Consider the following 17,250-nt stretch of genomic DNA (forward strand, 5'->3'; position numbering starts at 1 on the left):
AAAATGATCGTTATACTCTCTTTATTGTTTCTAGCAGCGTGTCAAGTTGAGAGTAAAGAGACGACAGCAAGTGATAGTGAAGAAATAAAAGTAGAAAACCAAGACGAAGAAATCATTCTAAAAAATGCTCCAGAACGTGCCATTTCTCTTAATCAGCACGTTACAGAAATAATGCTTGCCCTAGGATTAGAAGATCGTATGGTTGGAACGGCTTATTTAGATGACGCTATTCACCCCGATTTCAAAGACGCGTATGAAAAAGTACCTGTTCTTGCGGAGCAGTATCCCTCTCAAGAAAATATACTTGCAGAAGAACCGGATTTTATTTATGGCGGCTGGGAAAGTGCCTTTCAAAATGAAGCAGCAGGCAGCCGAAAGGAGCTTGAGCAATTTGGGATTGCATCTTACCTACATGAGTCTTCCAATAAAAAAAATCCGCAGCTCGAAGATATTTTTCAGGATATTGAAAATATAGGAAAAATTTTTCAAGAGGAAGATGCAGCTGAAACCTTAATCAATGAAATGCAATCTAAAGTTCAAGAAATAAAGAAAAACATCCCGGATACGGAAAAAAAAGAAGTATTTGTATATGACAGCGGAGATTCTGCCCCATTAACAGCCGGACAGAATTTTTTAAACACACTTATTGAAATCGGAGGAGCCGAAAACATCTTTGGTGATTTAAATAAAGGGTGGGCAACGGTCAGCTGGGAAGAAGTAGCTGAAGCAGATCCTGATGAAATAATTATTATAGATTACGGGGACACAAGTGTTGAGGACAAAAAAACCTTTCTTAACAATCATTCTGTCATGAAAGAGCTGAAAGCTGTGAAAGAGGAAGATTTCACCGTTATTCCGTTGTCTGAAGCTTCCGAAGGCATTCGAGCACCTGAAGCATTGGAAAAAATAGTTGATGGCATATATTAACTTTAGCTGTGGTCACTTTCCATTCCATAATACTGAAAGAGCAGCACGTTCTTTTTTGTAACCTAATTAAAATAATTTACCCTCTTTTATAATATACATAAAAAGAGAGTATTGTGGGAGTAGTATCAATAGAAATGATTGACGAAATTCATTCATGTAAATAAATTATGCAGCTTCAATTGGTGCGGGGATTGCAGGGGATTTGATGTAGGTGTGTTCAAGGAATTGAAGTGGAAAATCCAATACAATTAGCTTATTATCACGGACACAGCAGAAAGTTCATAATATGACTGCTCTGCTTTAACTCACCTTATTTGTCATCGGTCTTCTCCTTTCTACGGTTGTAATTATTTTTCTTCTCTCCTGGGGTTTTTGGAAAGCCCCCAGTGAGAAAAAAGTATATATTTATACTCTATTCTGTGACAGGAATATATTGCATCAGCCTGGGGGCTTGGATGGCCGTCGAATTGTTTTAAAAGCATTTGAGGAGTGAAACAATGAAATTTTTTTCAGAGGAAGAAAAACAAGCTGTTTATCAAACTATTTTTAATAGAAGAGATGTACGCAGTTTTCGTAGTGATCCTGTCCCCTCAGAAATCATTGATCGATTATTAAACGCTGCCCATCACGCACCCTCGGTAGGGTTTATGCAGCCTTGGAATTTTATTATAATAACGTCGGCTGAAAAAAAAGATCGATTAGCATGGGCTGCTGAGAAAGAGAGAAAAGCTCTGGCCATTCATTATGAAGGAGAAAAAGAGACGAAATTTCTTCGTTTAAAAGTAGAAGGGATAAAAGAAGCTCCGTTAACGATCTGTGTTACGTGTGATCCAACACAAGGGGGAGCACATGTTTTAGGGAGGAATTCCATACCGGAAACGGATATGCTATCAACAGCTTGTGCTATTCAAAATATGTGGTTAGCTTCGTATGCCGAAGGATTGGCTATGGGATGGGTCAGTTTTTATAAGAAAAATGATGTCCGTAATATTTTGAAAATACCTCCGCACATTGACCCCATTGCCCTCCTTTCTTTAGGGTATACGGATAACTATCCAGAAAAGCCTATTTTGGAATCGGCAAATTGGGAAAAAAGACAGTCATTACAGGATCGGGTATTTTATAATGAATGGAAAAATTAATTAACAACAAGGAGAACCATGTGCTCGAAAAAGTCGCACATGGTTTTCTTTGCCCAGTTAAGAATAAAAACTCTCTTAGGTAATTAAGTTTAATTTTATGAAATGGATGAAAGTATAACAAAACGATTTTTGCCATAAGGACTCAGCGGAAAGCCGGGTTTTGCTAATTTGGCGACAAGTTGAGTTTTTCTAAAAGGAATTATTATGTTTTTGTTGAATGTAGACTAAGGGTGTGAGGAAGAGGCTTGATTAGCTGAATGACTGAATAAATTAATCATAAATAGGACGGCACCGACAACAACCATAATTGAACCGATAATCGTAAAAAGAACAAGGGAGTGATTATTTGTAAGTATCATAACAAAAAGGGTTCCTTGCATAATAGGAAGCCCTAGATTATGCAGCCAAAAATGGATGCTTGCTAATTTAGTTTGACTTGCAGTTGGATATATATAATAAATGATTCCAAATAGCGACATAGACACCCATCCTAATAAATTGATATGGGCGTGGACAGTGGTGTACTGAAATTGTTGAACGATTCCCATATATAGGCCCATACAAATACCAATGACAAAGTACACAACCGCAATTTTTAAAAATCGTGAAGTCATTTAAATAATCAACTGCCTTTCTTTATTAGTATTTAATCCTATATTTGTTTGTGGTATAAAATGACTAAATAATGAAAAATGACGAAAAGTTTTTAAGGAGGCAAATGATGAAAGCAGTCGTACATGAACGCCAATCTGGAATGGACGGGCTTCATTATCGAAACATGGAACAAATGGAACCAAAAGAAGGGGAGGTAAAAGTAAAACTGAAAACTGCTGGTTTAAATCACCGGGATATATTTCTGCTTGAGCGGCATAAACCTACTGAACCTCCTATCATTCTGGGCTCAGATGGGGCAGGAATTGTTGAAACAGCGGGACAAGGAGTTGAAAATGTAAAAATTGGCGATGAAGTCATCATTAATCCATCTATTGGATGGAAACACAATAGCGAGGCACCGCCTGAGGGTTTTAATGTTCTTGGGTATCCGGATCACGGTACTTTTGCGGAATATATTATTATTTCTGCTGATAACGTAGAGTTAAAACCTGCTTATTTATCGTGGGAAGAAGCAGGAGTATTGTCATTGGCTGCATTAACTGCTTATCGGGCTTTATTTACAAGAGGTCATTTGCGTGCCGGTTCAACTGTGCTCATCCCAGGTATTGGAAGCGGAGTGGCGACTTTTTTATTACAATTTGCAAAGGCTGCTGGAGCAGCAGTTTACGTGACTTCTCGTTCAAAAGATAAATGTGAGAAAGCTCTTGAACTTGGTGCAGATAAAGCTATTGACAGCAATGAAGACTGGAATAAGCAATTAAATAATGAAAAAGTGGATATCGTCATTGAATGTGTAGGTGCTGCAACATTTAATAAGTCTTTTGATCAAGTTCGACGCGGCGGCACCGTTGTCACATTTGGAGCGTCTGCCGGTGATAAAGTAGAAATCGATATTCGGAAATTTTTTTATGGCCAGTACAATTTACTGGGAACAACGATGGGAAGCGCTGAAGAATATAGAGAAATGCTGGAGTTTATACAAAAGCATCAAATAAAACCAGTGCTTGATCAAATATATCCTATTGAGCAGTTTCAGGAAGGATTTTATCGAATGGAAAAAGGGGCTCAGCTCGGAAAGATAGGGTTTGATATTAATACTTAGATGATTACGTAATTTGGGAGTTTGCATATGGTATACTTGAAGGAGGTACATGACTATAATGCCATTTGAAAACCTTTTCATAAATGAATTTGGCTCTTGGTATGCATGAGCCCCGCGCAAGTGTCGAAGATTCAGACTGTTCATTCCTGTTTTTGTACTAAGATACGTTTTGGTTTCCCTTCTTCCATTGACATGTAACTGGGAAGGGAAGAAAAGCTGGATACAGAAGGGTTGGTAACCCCTTCTCCTTTTTCAAAACATCGTCGAAAAAAATTTTCTACAGAAACAATTTTCTACAATATTTTAATTCATTTTCCTGTATGATAGTCTGTGTGAATTCATAACAGCTAAGAATCTTTTCCAATAAAAACATGTGTATTAAAAAAGATAGAGGAGATGGAAACAATTTTTAGGGAAATGGTCTTGCTGAGTCAAATAACGTTGAAAAAAAAGGAAATGCATAAGAAAGCGGATCTTTACGGACTGACTGATCCTAGAACAGTAGATTCGAGCCAGGAGTTAGATATTTTACTTAATGAATTCCAAAGGATACAGACAAAATCAAAAAAAAGCTTGTTCAATATTATTAAAGAATTTTAAGGGATTTGGAAAAACTCGACTTGCGGCCATTTTAAAGCAAATCGCCTAGAAACCCCGTGTCCTGCGGAAACAGGCGGTATAGTCCATCCCTTTGTACTGTTGAGCAACTTATTCTTTATCAGTGTAAAAAAGAACACTGCTTTCCTTTTGGGAGGCAGTGTTTTCTCATGAAAAAACAATCATGCATATTAATGTATCCTTTTTCATGAACTTAAATAATAAATGTTTTAAGGGGGAAGGGATCTTGTACTTTGTCCCAACTTATAATGAATGTCTGTGGAACATTCGCAGTAAACGTATAATGACAGTCTATGGTGCAGGAAACATTTTAGTGGAACCAAACATAGCTAAAGTGCAGTTAGGAGTGGTGACTCAAAGTAAAGAACTTAGCGTTGCACAGCAAGAGAATGCGGCAATAATGCATCAAGTGATCACTTCTTTGATCGAAGCTGGAATCCATGAAGAAAACATTCAGACTGTTGACTTTTTCATTACGCCTCAATATGATTATGTGGATGGAAAACAGGAATTTAGAGAATTTCAGGTAACTCACATGATTACTGTCATGATAGATAACATAAATCAGACTGGAAACATTATAGATATGGCTGTAGAAAACGGAGCGAACCGCGTTTCAGATATTCATTTTTCATTAGAAAATGCTCAACCCTACTACCTGCAATCCCTTCGCGCTGCTTTAGAAGATGCCCTCGCAAAAGCTCAAACCATCGCTGAAACGATGCAGCTTCGTCTGGATCCTTCTCCGATTGATATTAAAGAGCAATTTACTTCTCCTGTTGTAAGTGATTCACCTCAAACGTTTTCATTGTCTGCCGTATCAGTTGAACCCGGACAGTTAACCATTGCTGCACAAGTAGAAGTTCAATTTCAGTTTTATTCCTAACTATTATAGTACTTGATATATCTTCAATATCTTCACATAAAAAGACGTAATCATAAAGCCTATGAGATAAATAAGAAAAGTGAAGAAAATGTTCCATTGCCCGTAATAGTGAATCTTATCCAATAAGACACCTAAATATTCCATGCACGTCGTAACGAAGGTAAACACTATTAGCAGCAAATTGCTGTTCATTAGCTGTTTTATTTTTAAATAAGAAAAAAGACAGCAAATAAAGGGAAAATAACCAAAATTAAACGGAAGCACAGGTAAGGAAGGGTTGTCATGAAATGGTGCTACTAACCAAAAGATTTTAAATCCCCAGTCATTTGCTGCAAAAGCAATAGAAACTCCTAATGGATAGAAAAAGACAATAATTTTGGGATATTTCTTATATAAGAAAAAAGATAAGATTAATGGAATAATAAATCCTAACACTATATTAAAAAACATTCCCTTAACCTCCAGATTCGTCTTAATAAACTTTTCCGATTTTTGATTTATTGATTCTTTGCTTTTTGAAGTCAGTATTCTTATAAGAATGAATAGTTGAATTTTGGTCTGGCTATCATCTCATTAGAGGTGATTTTATATGGCTGTAAATATTATATTTGGATTTATTATCCCCTGGATATGCGGCATTTTATTATTCAAAGATGATAAAAATATAATAAAAAAAGTAGTGCCATTTGTGAGTTTTCTTTCTGTCTTGATAAATGTAGCAGGCAATAAATATTGGCTTGTCAAGCCACGAGTTAACAAATGGCAGTTTTTAACTACTTTTCCACAAAATTTCGGTTACTTTCCCATTTTGGGATGTATCTTTATTTCCACTCTATATAAAAAATATACATTTACTGACATATGGGTGATCTTATTTGCTATTTTTTCTACAGCGGTGGAATATGCAATGGTTGTTATACGAAAAGTTGAATATAGCAAAGGCTGGACGATTGTCCATACGTTTTTTATTTATGTTCTGTCCTTGTGGCTGTTAAAAAACTATTATATTTGGGTTAAAAATGGTTCCTAAACGTAACCCGTCTTACCCATTTTTTACATCGGCCTTAAACTATAAAAGGCAACGAAGATTCTTGGAGACAAGAGTTTTTCAAAAGTATCAGGATACCTTTCCGATAGATAGGGAAAAATGGGAGTAAGGAGGGGAAAGTGTTGTTATTTATTTTTGATTTAATGAAAAACGTAGTAAAAGCAAGGAAGCTTACGATTTTCTTTATTACTATTTTATTTATAGCGTTAAGTTCTTTCTTTATTTCGTATTTAGAGCCGGGGGAATTTACTTCACCTTTTCTTGGTTTCTGGTGGGTAATGACCACCATGACAACGACTGGTTATGGGGATTTGGTTCCTAAAACTGTATCTGGAAAGTTATTTGCGGTATTTTTATACATTTTTGGGGTAGGCTTAATTGGTGTAGTGATTGGAAAAATAGTGGAAAGCTTTGGGATATACAGAAAACTAAAGGAGGAGGGGAAATTGAGTTACAAAGGGAAAGATCATTATGTGATTGTTGGGTGGACGGAAAAAAGTCAAAATACAATTAAAGAGCTGCAGCTTTCTAATCCTGACGTTAATATCGTAGTCATCGATTCATCCTCTAAAGCGCCATTTACGCCATCTGCACGGTTGTTTTATATAAATGGAGATGTAACCGATATAGATACTTATGAAAAAGCAAACCTAACATATGCGAAAGCAGTGCTTGTATATTCTCCTCATGGAATGATCGATGAAACAACTGCTGATGGAATGACTTTACTCATTACAAGTTCTATAAAAAGTTTTATGAGACAAACCAATAAAAATGTTTATACGCTCGTAGAAATAAAAAAGGAAAACCATATAGCCAATTTTAAACACTTAGAAGTAGATGAGTTTGTGCTGGCGGGTGAAGCGTTATCTGATTTAATGGCAAGGTCCGCTATGTTCAAAGGATCGAGTACTTTATTTATGAAGCTGTTAAGCAGAAAATATGATGTCAGCTTATGGAACGTACCTAAAAGTGAAAGCTGGGTAACTTACGAGGATGCTTTTGAAGACTTAAAGAAAAAAGGTGCTCATTTAATAGCTGATAAAGAAAACTTCAATATCATTAAACACTTAGATGAAACGCTGCCAATGGATTCGAAACTGTTTATTATTTGTGAGGAACAAGTGTACAAAAATGTAATGGATTCCATGAAGGAAGGTTAGTCTTGAGCAGTAAATCTCAAGACCTTGTATGGTGAACGGATATAAATCATCTTCTCTCTTCTAACCTATTGTGACAGCTTCACATAGAGTAAAGAGGGAGGATTTTTAATGAATACAATGGTGCCGTTTCTTCAAGAGATGTTAGCCCTTTATGGTATGGTTGTTATTGGATATTTAGCAAGAAAAAAGGCTATCTTAAACACACATGCGGACCACACCCTTACTCAATTAGTATTATGTATCACCCTGCCTGCGTTAATATTGTTTTCAATGGATATTTCCTTTTCAAAAGTTTTGGTGCTGGACATGGTTATTCTAGTTTGTTTATCTGTATATATTTTGTTTCTCGCTTGTGTAATAGGCAGGTTTATGAGAAAGCATTCTACATTATCTGCAGACCGGGAAAGTGTTTTGGAAGGACTTATTATATTCGGGAACCAAGGTTTTCTTGGTTATGCTGTCGCTTATATAGTGTTTAACGAAGTTGGTATTGTCTATGCAACCATGTTTAATGTCGTTTATTTAATATTAATTTGGACATATGGTATCTATCTGTTCGTTCGTTCTAAGGATACGATCGATTGGAAAAGCATATTTATTAATCCAGGTATTATGGCTGTAATGGGAGGGGTGGTGATATTTTTTGCCCCCTTCAGCTGGCCTCATCCCGTTTCAAGTTTATTAGAAAGTATAGGCAAAATGACTATTCCTTTATCAATGATTCTGCTTGGAAGCTTACTTAAAAATGTCACTAGTAATGATATAGTAATTTACTTGAAAAACAAGCTAATGTGGCAAGTGGCAGCCGTTAAGCTCATTATTATACCGTTGTTGTTTATACCAGTAATATATTTATTTCCTATCTCTTATCCTCTGATCACCATAGCTGTGCTTATTGCTGGCATGCCATCAGCTCCAACCATTTCGATATATGCGAAAAAATATGGAGGAGACGCACAATTTGCCTCTACGGTGGTATTTTTTACTACAACTGCTGCTTTTGTTACCATTCCGCTTTTATTTTTTTGTATAAAATTATTCTATTGATTAGACACTTTGCTCGCCAATCCTGTAAAGTACGAGGAAGATAACTCAATAAGACTTGATGCAATGATAGGGTGAAAATAATGTCAAAAGAAATATCACTTAAAGTAAAAAACAAGTTTATAAACAAATATAAAAATGGGTACCCATTATTGTTGAAAGAAGCCATTTTAAACGTAGAACAATTAAAAAAAGAAGGAATGCTGCTACGACTTACGGATGAAAACAACCGTTTTCTCGGAAAAGGTTATTATGGCAGGCAAAATAAAGGAGTTGGCTGGATACTGACTCAAAAGGAAAACGAATCAATCAATCAGAATTTTTTTGATAATAAAATAAGTAAAGCATTAAATAGACGCCGTTCGTTTTTTCAGGATAATACAACGACTGCTTTTCGTGTGTTTAATGGAGAAGGGGACGGCATAGGTGGATTAACGATTGATTATTATGACGGCTATTACGTCATTACTTGGTACAGTCACGGTATATATGCGTTTCAGGATTTGGTCATTCGCTCATTACAAAATGTGACGGCCTTTAAAGGAATTTATCAGAAAAAAAGGTTTAACACTGGTGGTAAATATGTGGACGAAGATGACTTTGTTACCGGAGTAAGAGGAGAGTTCCCTATTATTGTAAAGGAAAATGGCGTTCGTGTGGCGGTAAATGTAAATGAAGGTCCAATGACGGGAATATTTTTAGATCAAAGAAATGTAAGAAAAGCGATTCGAGATAAATTTGCAAAAGGGAGAAGAGTTCTTAATACTTTTTCCTATACCGGTGCTTTCTCTGTGTTTGCTGCACTTGGCGGAGCAGAAAAAACAACCAGTGTAGATCTGGCAAATCGAAGTCTGCCAAAAACGATAGAACAATTCAGTGTAAACGGATTAGATTATGAAGCGCATGACATCAAAGTGATGGATGTTTTTAAATATTTTAACTATGCTTTCAAAAAAGGAATTACCTTTGACATGATTATTCTAGACCCGCCAAGTTTTGCCCGTTCAAAAAAGCACACCTTCAGCGCAGCAAAGGATTATAAAGACCTGTTAAAACAAGCTATTAACATAACAGAAGATAATGGGGTGATTGCAGCGTCAACGAATTACAGCGGTTTTGGCATGGATAAATTTAAATCGTTTATTAAGCAGGCATTTAAGGAGACAGAAAAGAAGTATAAAGTGCTAGAGGAACATGATTTACCAGAAGATTTTCAAACAGTTACAGCATACCCAGAAGGGAACTACTTAAAAGTTGTATTTATTAAAAAATATAGTGAATGAAAGGAAGTTATTGAAGTGGCAGCACTCACCGAATTGACAACAATGGAAGATTGGGAACATACTTTGGAAAAATCTAATGAGCAGGCAGTGATGATTATTAAACACAGTACTGCCTGCCCGATAAGTGCTGAGGCATGGGAGGAAGTACAGGCTGGCGTTAAAGAAATAAACGAAACAGAAGCAGAATTTTTATTTGTTAAGGTTATTGAATCAAGACCCGTCTCCCAGAAAATTGCAGATGATATAGCAATTAAACATGAATCTCCTCAGGCTATTCTTATAAAAAACAAAAAGGCTGTGTGGAACACTTCGCACAGTGATATCACAAAACAAGCAATTCAGAATGCTGTACGCAGCTAGTATCCAGAATCTTCGTCTGTAGCATTTTCTAGCATGGTGTGGTCTTCTCGCTGCAAAGGCTTTTCAGCTGGACCTTCTATGACTTCTCCTGTATAGGAAAATCTTGAACCATGGCATGGGCAGTCCCATGTCCTGTCGCCATGGTTCCACTCAACTTCACACCCAACGTGGGTGCACGTTGTATCTACTATGTGAATCTGCCCTTCTTTATCTTTATAAGCTCCTTTTCGTTTGCCATCGATCGTTACAACAGCCCCTTGGTCAACAGCTAAATCATCCGTGTTTTTATAAGGAATATCTAGCTTTCCTTTCACTAAATGTTTTGCAACATCGACATTTTCCATAAAAAATTTCTTTAAACTAGGATCAGCGTAAAAACGGGAAGGTGAATAAAGGGATGTATATGGGTTTTCTTTTTTCAATACGATGTCGGTTAACAATCGTGCAGCCGCTGTCCCATTTGTCATTCCCCACTTTCGGTACCCTGTGGCGATTAAAACTCGGTGCTGTGTCGATGTAATTGCTCCAATATACGGAATTTTATCGAGTGTTGTTAAATCTTGAGTAGACCAGCGATAGATAATGTTTTCTAGATTAAAAATTTCATTTCCAAACGCTTCTAATGCTTCATAATGTTCTAGAGTATCTTTACCTTGACCGGTTTTATGGCTCTCCCCGCCAATCAAAACTATTTCTTCCCCATTAATGGATGCAGACCGCAAAGAGCGTGTTGGCTGATCAACGTTTAAGTACATGCCTCCTGGGTACGCTTCTTTCGTCTTAACACCTAAAATATAAGAGCGGTCAGCATACATTCTCGTTGAATAAAAGCCCATTCCTTCATAAAAAGGAAAGTGGGAACAAGCTAATATATGACTGCCTGTGATTCGGTGGCCGTTTCTGGTCAAAACCGTCGCTTCTTGACTGTCTGCTTCCACATTTACTGCAGTCGTTTGTTCAAATATGAGACTGCCAGCATCTGTAATAACTTTTAAAAGGTGAGCTAAATATTTTAATGGGTGAAACTGCGCCTGATTTGGCATAGATAAGGCATTATTTACACGAATAGAAAAAGGAATACTCTCTTCCATGCTTCCATCTATAGCTAGTTTTTGATAGGCTTCCCATTCTTTTTCCAGTTTTTGTGCATATTGTTTGGTAGTAGCATATAAATACGCATCTTGTTTTTTAAAATTACAATCGATTTTCTGTTCCTTAACGGTTTGTTCAATAAATTGAAGCGCTTCTGTATTTGCTTCATAATACATTCTAGCTTTACTCTGACCCATGTGCTGGATGATTTCATCGTAAATTAATCCATGCTGAGCCGTAATTTTGGCAGTTGTATGCCCAGTCGTCCCATTCAATACATTATCAGCTTCGATTAACGCAACTTTTACTCCTTCTTTTACTAATCGATATGCGGCCGTGATGCCGGTAATCCCTCCGCCTACTATGATTACATCTGCTTTAATGTCATCATGCAGCGTTTTAAATTCTGGTAAGTCTACTGTGTCTCGCCAATAAGGTTCTGGGAATTGTGGTAATTTTTCAGTCATTGGATTCACTCCGTTTCTTTAAACGTAAGAAGTATAACAAGTGTTTACATTTTAAATAAAATCTATAACCCTCATGGATAGATAGAAGGGATGGTAAAATGAATGTTTATAAAACCGTTGCTGCTCAAATTGTCGACATATTAAAACGAGAAGCGATTAATCGGGTTTTTTCCGTTCCAGGAGAAAGTTTTCTTGATTTAATGGATGAAATATATCTTGAGGAAGCTGTAGATTTTGTTTCCTGCCGTCATGAAGGCGGGGCTTCCTTTATGGCGGAAGCGTATGGAAAACTAACCGGCAGGCCAGGGGTGGTAATGGCTACAAGAGGGGTTGGGGGATCGAATCTTTCTATAGGTGTCCATACTGCACATCAGGATTCTACCCCGATGGTCGTTTTTTTAGGACAGGTGGACCGGAAATTTCGCGGACGAGAAGGCTTTCAGGAAATTGAGCTCGATCGGATGTTTTCTCATGTGGCAAAGTGGACCTATGAACTGACTGATCCAGACCGGGCCAATGAAATGATCAGCAGAGCTTTTCGGGTTGCTCAGTCTGGACGCCCTGGTCCAGTTGTTGTCTCACTGCCTGCCGATATTTTAGAAGAAGAAAGTATTTATCATCCACAGCCTCCTTATACACCTTCTCGACCTGCACCTAATCAAGAAGAAATAAGAAAAGCTCTTTATCTGTTAAAACAATCGAAACGACCTTTAATCATTGCTGGCGGAGGGGTACTTCGTTCAAAGGCTGAAAAAGAACTGTTAGCGTTTGTGCAATCATCAAACATTCCTATAATAGCTTCTTTTCGCAGGCACGATATATTCCCGAATAATCACAGGTTATATGCCGGCCACACTGGCTTAGGAACCTTCCCGGAAATTTTAAATACAATGAGACAGGCAGACACCGTACTAGCTATAGGAACACGACTATCTGAAATAACGACCCAAAGCTATTCCATATTTCAAGAGAATATGACGCTTATTCATATAGATATAGACCCGGATACATTGGGAAAAATTTATTCACCGCAGGTAGGTATTGTGGCAGACGCCTCTCAAGCATTGACTGCTTTATTAGAAAATGGAATAAAACCAAATCAGGAATGGGAAAAGTGGGCCATAGAACGCAGGCAGGTTTATAATAAAGCAACTGCTATTACGGAACATCCAAATAGTGAAACAGTAGATATAGCCCAAATCATCCAAAGTTTACAGGAACTTCTTTTGGATGATGCTGTTATTACAAATGATGCAGGAAACTTCGCGGCTTGGCTGCATAATTATTACAGCTTTAATGAACCAAAAACGTATGCAGGGCCGACGTCAGGAGCAATGGGATACGGTCTTCCGGCAGGTATAGCTGCAAAAATGGTTTTTCCTGAAAAAACGGTCGTTTCTTTGTCGGGAGATGGCGGCTTTATGATGACCGTTCAGGAACTCGAAACCGCCGTTCGTCATAAAGTACCGATCATAGCCGTTGTTTTTAACAACAATATGTACGGAACGATTCGTATGCATCAAGAGAAAGTATTTCCTCACCATGTCATCGGTACAAGTTTAAATGAAATTAATTTTAGTAAATTAGCTGAAGCAATGGGCGTGTATGGGCAGCGTATTAATCATCACAGATCATTTAAAGGAGCTCTGCAAAAAGCAATCCAGCACGAAGGTCCAGCACTTATTGAAGTGATGTGTGATCCGGAAAACATCTCTGTTTTGTCCAATCTATCCGATATTCATAAATCTAATAAATGAATAAGGCTGTCATTAAAGGTTAGTGTAGAGGATGAAATTGGGCAGCGGAAGACCGTGCTGTAAAAGACGAGGAGGCTAAACCGTCGCCCGCGGCAAAGAAGACACTATGAGAACGAGCAAACAGTGCTGGGTTAGAGCTCGCTGCTTGTGCCCTAATGGTGAAAGCGAGTATAGACCAGTTGCGTTTGCTGAGAATGGACTTATGGGACAGCGCCTTCGTCAAATTGGGTTTTTTTAAAAGGTAAGAAATTATAAATATTTGGCGTTTTACATGTCTAGCTCCAGCGCCTATTCGCTCGAAATTCCTTCGGTTCGTCAATGGAAATCAAAGATCAGCTTTCCATATACCGCCCCTCCAGGACTTGTCGCTCGTGAGCAAGGCACTTGCGCTTTTCTTATGGGAAGTTGCTCCATAAACCACGTTTAATCATTAAATTTATTGTATCTTCTTTGCTGTTGTAGAGTTAATTTTTTATCCTATGTGGTGTTTCCCATTGTTTTTTAAAATTACACTTGAGTTAAATATAGGCCTAAGGTTTTTGTTTTCTGAAGGATTCAGAAACAGTACAATTAATCTAGACACTCATAATAACCGACTGTTCTGCACATACGTGAGGTGAATCAATGGAAACTGTTTTTATTGTTGTCGTTATTGGTTTACTTATGTATATACCAGTTATAGGACCATACTTTTCTCTTTTTAATACACTCGTTCATGAAAGCGGGCATGCAGTAATTGCACTATTAACCGGAGGGAAAGTGAAATCTATCTCTCTGTTTAGCAGTACAGAAGGGGTTGCAGCGACTCATCATCACCAGTTTGGTCTCATTTTAACATCATTTTCTGGCTACCCATTCGCATCTGCAGTCTCTGTTCTTTTTATTTACATGGTTGAAAAAGAATGGTATATAGGTGCTGGAATCAGCTTATTGGTTTTGTTGGGGTACAACTTGATGTTTTGGGTGCGAAATTTATTCGGCATCTTTTGGATTCTTTCAATATTGATCGGTACCTATATATTGTGGTACCAGAATTATTTGGGTGTCTTAGAGTACCTGATCATCGGTATTAGTTTAGTGTTATGGATTCAAGCATTCTTTAGCTGCTGGCATATTTTTTTAATTAGTTTTAAAACGCCAAAACAGGCCGGTGATGCATCGATTTTGGCTCGATTAACATTTATTCCTGCCCAGCTATGGGGATTTTTGTTTTTGTTACAAGGATCCCTGTTGTTTTTGATAGGATGGGCTATATGGTTTGACATGGACCTTTTATCAAATTGGAGAGAGGTGGTTCAACTGTGGTAGAGAAGCGCCAGGGGATTATAAGACATAAAGCATTATATCCATTATCGCATCATCATCACCGCGCTCTTTTTGTTGCCATGAATTTAAAACGGGCAGGGACTGAAAAATCTCGGTATTCTTTAGAAGAAACGATAGAAGATGCAGCAGCTTTTTGGGATCCGAGTGGAATCAATCATTTTCGTGATGAGGAAGAAATACTGCTGCCGGCTTTTTCTCAATATGCTTCTATTGAACGTAACGAAATAAAGGAAATGCTGATAGAACATGTAGAAATTCGTGCACTGTTTGACCGTTTATTAAAAAAAGAAGACACTCGTGCTGCTTTTTTAAATCAGTTAGGTGTAAAACTCGAAGCACATATAAGAAACGAAGAAAGAGTTATTTTTCCAATGATAGAACAAGCATTGCCAGAGGAAAAATTAAAGCAGTTATTTTCTTACTTTCATGGGCGCCGTGAAAAGTAAACAGTGGATCCGATATACTGTTTTTAAATGGTTAAAACGTGCGAATTACAAGAAATATCATATTGAATGAGGCAAAACTAGAGCTTGAATGCTATTTCATGTTTGGATAATCACAGTATTCGATGATTGTTCCTTCTGTGTCGGCAGGATTCAAGTAAATTAACCGTCTGCCATGTTTATTAATACGCAATGTTTCTTCCATGACTCGTATCTTTTTCATTTCCAGATCTTTTATCGCACTATCTAAATTATCTACACGATAGGCAATATGATGAACGCCTTTTCCTTTTTGCTTTATAAAGCGGGCAATAGGGGAAGTGGTGTTATTTGTTGGCAGGAGTAATTCTATTCGGTTGCCGCTTACTTCCATAATAGCCACTTCACTTTCTACCCCTTTATCCTCACTTCTATAACGATCCAGTAATACTCCGCTTAAGACATTTTTGTAGAAATTTATGCTTTCTTCTAAGTCTCTTACAGCAATTCCAATGTGATCGAGTTCTTTTTTCATATATTTTCTCCTTGTTCTATAGTGGTTTCATTTTAACATAGGCTGTTTTCGTACGCAGAAAAAGGTTTTCCGCGAATTACTAGAGAATATTTTTAATGAAAAGAAACTTATATGTATGGGGGAAACTTTTATGAAAAAATGGACAGAAGAAACAGAAATCGATGCTCCGATAGAAGAAGTCTGGACATTATTAAATGGCTCTTTAGACAATATGCAGAAAATTATGCCAAACGTTGTGGAACATGAACCGATTAACGTTACAGATGAAGGGGTGGGGAGTGTGTACCGGCAAAAATATAAAGAAGGAAAACGTGTGGAAGAATATGAGGTGGAAACAGTAGAATATATGAACACACCGGAATATAAGAAACTTAAAATTGCTTTTGTACTTGCAAACATGTTTGATATTACTGCGAAATACGAATTAAGAAAACTTACGGATAATAAAACCCATTTTATTTATACAACTACTAACCGTCCTTTAAAATGGTTTGTGAACATCATTTTACTGTTTGCTGGAAATAAGGTAACGGCACAGTTTGTGGAACGTGTAAAACATACAGCAGAAGCAGAATACAGCAAAACAGCGTTTAATGTTTAATGGGCGGTACTGTAATTGTTTCATCTTGTAAAGATACGTGTATGTCTAACTGCTGTGTAATCGAGGCGAAAAAAATATTTGAAATGTCGTCTATATCCTCTTCCGCTAGCTTAGTACGCAGCCATATTTCATCTACATTTAAGTGTGAAAGTACACTTGAATAAACTTCCCCTTCTATTATTACCGGGAAAGCAATCAAAGAATGTTTATTTATACCGATATCTGCAGCGGTTACAGTATTTTTCTCCGGTTTTTTTAATACGCTTAGTGCACCGTTTGCTTCTACGACTGCAGTTTCAACTTCCTTCACATCAAACACGTCTTTTTCACGAAGCATTTGCAAAATATTATCAATGGAATACCTGATCTTTTTTATGTTTTTAACGAGAAAGATTCCATTTTGCACAACTACGGTTGGTTCAAATGTAATCAGCCGTCCTACTTTTCGGCTTGATATTTTCCATCTGGCCACGAGCCGCTGCAAAAGACCAACCGCTAAAATAGCAGCAGCGCTAGGAATGTGGTTAATAGTTGGGTCAGCAATATCTGCTCCTACTATGGCTCCAAGTGTAACAATGATTAAAAAATCGAATATAGGAAGTTCTCCGATCGCACGTTTTCCCATGAAAATAGTAATAACTAATAATAAAGGTAAAATTGTAATAATTCTCCCAAGTACCAGGGCGATATCTTTTATGGTTTCTACCAATGTTTCCACCTCGATAACTATGATAGTGATCTATTTTACAGTTTTTCCAAAACTTTTAATACGGATACAAAGTAGTTTTTTGGTTTATACAATGACACCTTTAGGGAAAATATAGATATGACTTTGATCATTTTCCTGAGGAGGAACGAAGGT

Annotated in this window: 20 protein-coding genes; 15 read left to right on the plus strand and 5 right to left on the minus strand. The window is 37.2% G+C overall.

The window, feature by feature from the left end:
* The first annotated feature begins 3 nt into the window (after positions 1-3).
* Positions 4-927 carry an ABC transporter substrate-binding protein gene (locus FZF09_RS09175; protein WP_158736471.1) on the plus strand — a complete coding sequence of 308 codons (924 nt, stop codon included), beginning with the start codon at positions 4-6 and terminating at the stop codon, positions 925-927.
* A gap of 497 nt (positions 928-1,424) precedes the next feature.
* The gene (gene bluB, locus FZF09_RS09180; protein WP_158736297.1) at positions 1,425-2,069 is read left to right on the plus strand and encodes a 5,6-dimethylbenzimidazole synthase; all 645 of its coding nucleotides are present in this window, start codon (positions 1,425-1,427) and stop codon (positions 2,067-2,069) included.
* A 224-nt stretch (positions 2,070-2,293) separates the two neighbouring features.
* Here the strand turns inward: bluB and FZF09_RS09185 are convergent, their stop codons facing one another.
* Positions 2,294-2,683: a cbb3-type cytochrome c oxidase subunit I gene (locus tag FZF09_RS09185; protein WP_199256766.1), complete on the minus strand. Its 390-nt coding sequence runs from the start codon at positions 2,681-2,683 to the stop codon at positions 2,294-2,296.
* A 107-nt stretch (positions 2,684-2,790) separates the two neighbouring features.
* Between FZF09_RS09185 and FZF09_RS09190 the strand changes: the two genes are divergently transcribed.
* The 3 genes from FZF09_RS09190 (at position 2,791) to FZF09_RS09200 (ending at position 5,290) form a co-directional block, all read left to right on the plus strand.
* A complete protein-coding gene (locus FZF09_RS09190) occupies positions 2,791-3,786 on the plus strand; it encodes a zinc-binding dehydrogenase (protein ID WP_158736472.1) in 996 nt (331 codons plus the stop codon).
* 417 nt (positions 3,787-4,203) lie between these two features.
* Positions 4,204-4,386 carry an aspartyl-phosphate phosphatase Spo0E family protein gene (locus tag FZF09_RS09195; RefSeq protein ID WP_255450476.1) on the plus strand — a complete coding sequence of 61 codons (183 nt, stop codon included), beginning with the start codon at positions 4,204-4,206 and terminating at the stop codon, positions 4,384-4,386.
* A 244-nt stretch (positions 4,387-4,630) separates the two neighbouring features.
* Positions 4,631-5,290 carry an SIMPL domain-containing protein gene (locus FZF09_RS09200; RefSeq protein ID WP_158736299.1) on the plus strand — a complete coding sequence of 220 codons (660 nt, stop codon included), beginning with the start codon at positions 4,631-4,633 and terminating at the stop codon, positions 5,288-5,290.
* 3 nt (positions 5,291-5,293) lie between these two features.
* Here the strand turns inward: FZF09_RS09200 and FZF09_RS09205 are convergent, their stop codons facing one another.
* The gene (locus FZF09_RS09205) at positions 5,294-5,740 is read right to left on the minus strand and encodes a hypothetical protein (protein WP_158736300.1); all 447 of its coding nucleotides are present in this window, start codon (positions 5,738-5,740) and stop codon (positions 5,294-5,296) included.
* Positions 5,741-5,879: 139 nt separating this feature from the next.
* Between FZF09_RS09205 and FZF09_RS09210 the strand changes: the two genes are divergently transcribed.
* The 5 genes from FZF09_RS09210 (at position 5,880) to ytxJ (ending at position 10,188) form a co-directional block, all read left to right on the plus strand.
* Positions 5,880-6,320: a hypothetical protein gene (locus FZF09_RS09210; RefSeq protein WP_158736301.1), complete on the plus strand. Its 441-nt coding sequence runs from the start codon at positions 5,880-5,882 to the stop codon at positions 6,318-6,320.
* 140 nt (positions 6,321-6,460) lie between these two features.
* Complete coding sequence (locus FZF09_RS09215; protein WP_158736302.1) at positions 6,461-7,501, plus strand: ion channel; 1,041 nt, start codon at positions 6,461-6,463, stop codon at positions 7,499-7,501.
* Positions 7,502-7,609: 108 nt separating this feature from the next.
* Positions 7,610-8,548 carry an AEC family transporter gene (locus FZF09_RS09220; protein ID WP_158736303.1) on the plus strand — a complete coding sequence of 313 codons (939 nt, stop codon included), beginning with the start codon at positions 7,610-7,612 and terminating at the stop codon, positions 8,546-8,548.
* 80 nt (positions 8,549-8,628) lie between these two features.
* On the plus strand, positions 8,629-9,828 hold the full coding sequence (locus FZF09_RS09225) for a class I SAM-dependent rRNA methyltransferase (protein WP_158736304.1): 1,200 nt from the start codon (positions 8,629-8,631) through the stop codon (positions 9,826-9,828).
* A 15-nt stretch (positions 9,829-9,843) separates the two neighbouring features.
* A complete protein-coding gene (ytxJ, locus tag FZF09_RS09230; protein ID WP_233269459.1) occupies positions 9,844-10,188 on the plus strand; it encodes a bacillithiol system redox-active protein YtxJ in 345 nt (114 codons plus the stop codon).
* Here ytxJ and FZF09_RS09235 read toward each other — a convergent pair.
* Positions 10,185-11,747 carry an FAD-dependent oxidoreductase gene (locus FZF09_RS09235; protein ID WP_158736305.1) on the minus strand — a complete coding sequence of 521 codons (1,563 nt, stop codon included), beginning with the start codon at positions 11,745-11,747 and terminating at the stop codon, positions 10,185-10,187. The genes ytxJ and FZF09_RS09235 overlap by 4 nt on opposite strands.
* A 98-nt stretch (positions 11,748-11,845) precedes the next feature.
* Here FZF09_RS09235 and FZF09_RS09240 point away from each other — a divergent pair, with 98 nt between their 5' ends.
* The 4 genes from FZF09_RS09240 (at position 11,846) to FZF09_RS09255 (ending at position 15,276) form a co-directional block, all read left to right on the plus strand.
* Entirely contained in the window at positions 11,846-13,504 is a 1,659-nt protein-coding gene (locus tag FZF09_RS09240; protein WP_158736306.1) for a thiamine pyrophosphate-dependent enzyme, read from the plus strand.
* A gap of 271 nt (positions 13,505-13,775) precedes the next feature.
* Positions 13,776-13,931 carry a hypothetical protein gene (locus tag FZF09_RS09245; protein WP_158736307.1) on the plus strand — a complete coding sequence of 52 codons (156 nt, stop codon included), beginning with the start codon at positions 13,776-13,778 and terminating at the stop codon, positions 13,929-13,931.
* A gap of 197 nt (positions 13,932-14,128) precedes the next feature.
* A complete protein-coding gene (locus FZF09_RS09250) occupies positions 14,129-14,812 on the plus strand; it encodes a M50 family metallopeptidase (RefSeq protein WP_158736308.1) in 684 nt (227 codons plus the stop codon).
* Positions 14,806-15,276 carry a hemerythrin domain-containing protein gene (locus FZF09_RS09255; RefSeq protein WP_233269460.1) on the plus strand — a complete coding sequence of 157 codons (471 nt, stop codon included), beginning with the start codon at positions 14,806-14,808 and terminating at the stop codon, positions 15,274-15,276. Before FZF09_RS09250 ends, FZF09_RS09255 begins: the two co-directional genes overlap by 7 nt.
* A gap of 91 nt (positions 15,277-15,367) precedes the next feature.
* Here the strand turns inward: FZF09_RS09255 and FZF09_RS09260 are convergent, their stop codons facing one another.
* Positions 15,368-15,787: a VOC family protein gene (locus FZF09_RS09260; RefSeq protein WP_158736309.1), complete on the minus strand. Its 420-nt coding sequence runs from the start codon at positions 15,785-15,787 to the stop codon at positions 15,368-15,370.
* A gap of 130 nt (positions 15,788-15,917) precedes the next feature.
* On the opposite strand from FZF09_RS09260, the gene FZF09_RS09265 reads away from it, so the two are divergent.
* Entirely contained in the window at positions 15,918-16,388 is a 471-nt protein-coding gene (locus tag FZF09_RS09265) for an SRPBCC family protein (RefSeq protein WP_158736310.1), read from the plus strand.
* Here FZF09_RS09265 and FZF09_RS09270 read toward each other — a convergent pair.
* Entirely contained in the window at positions 16,378-17,097 is a 720-nt protein-coding gene (locus tag FZF09_RS09270) for a DUF421 domain-containing protein (protein WP_233269461.1), read from the minus strand. The genes FZF09_RS09265 and FZF09_RS09270 overlap by 11 nt on opposite strands.
* Positions 17,098-17,250: the final 153 nt, after the last annotated feature.

It is taken from the genome of Alteribacillus sp. YIM 98480, assembly GCF_009765375.1.
Taxonomy (GTDB): domain Bacteria; phylum Bacillota; class Bacilli; order Bacillales; family Marinococcaceae; genus Alteribacillus.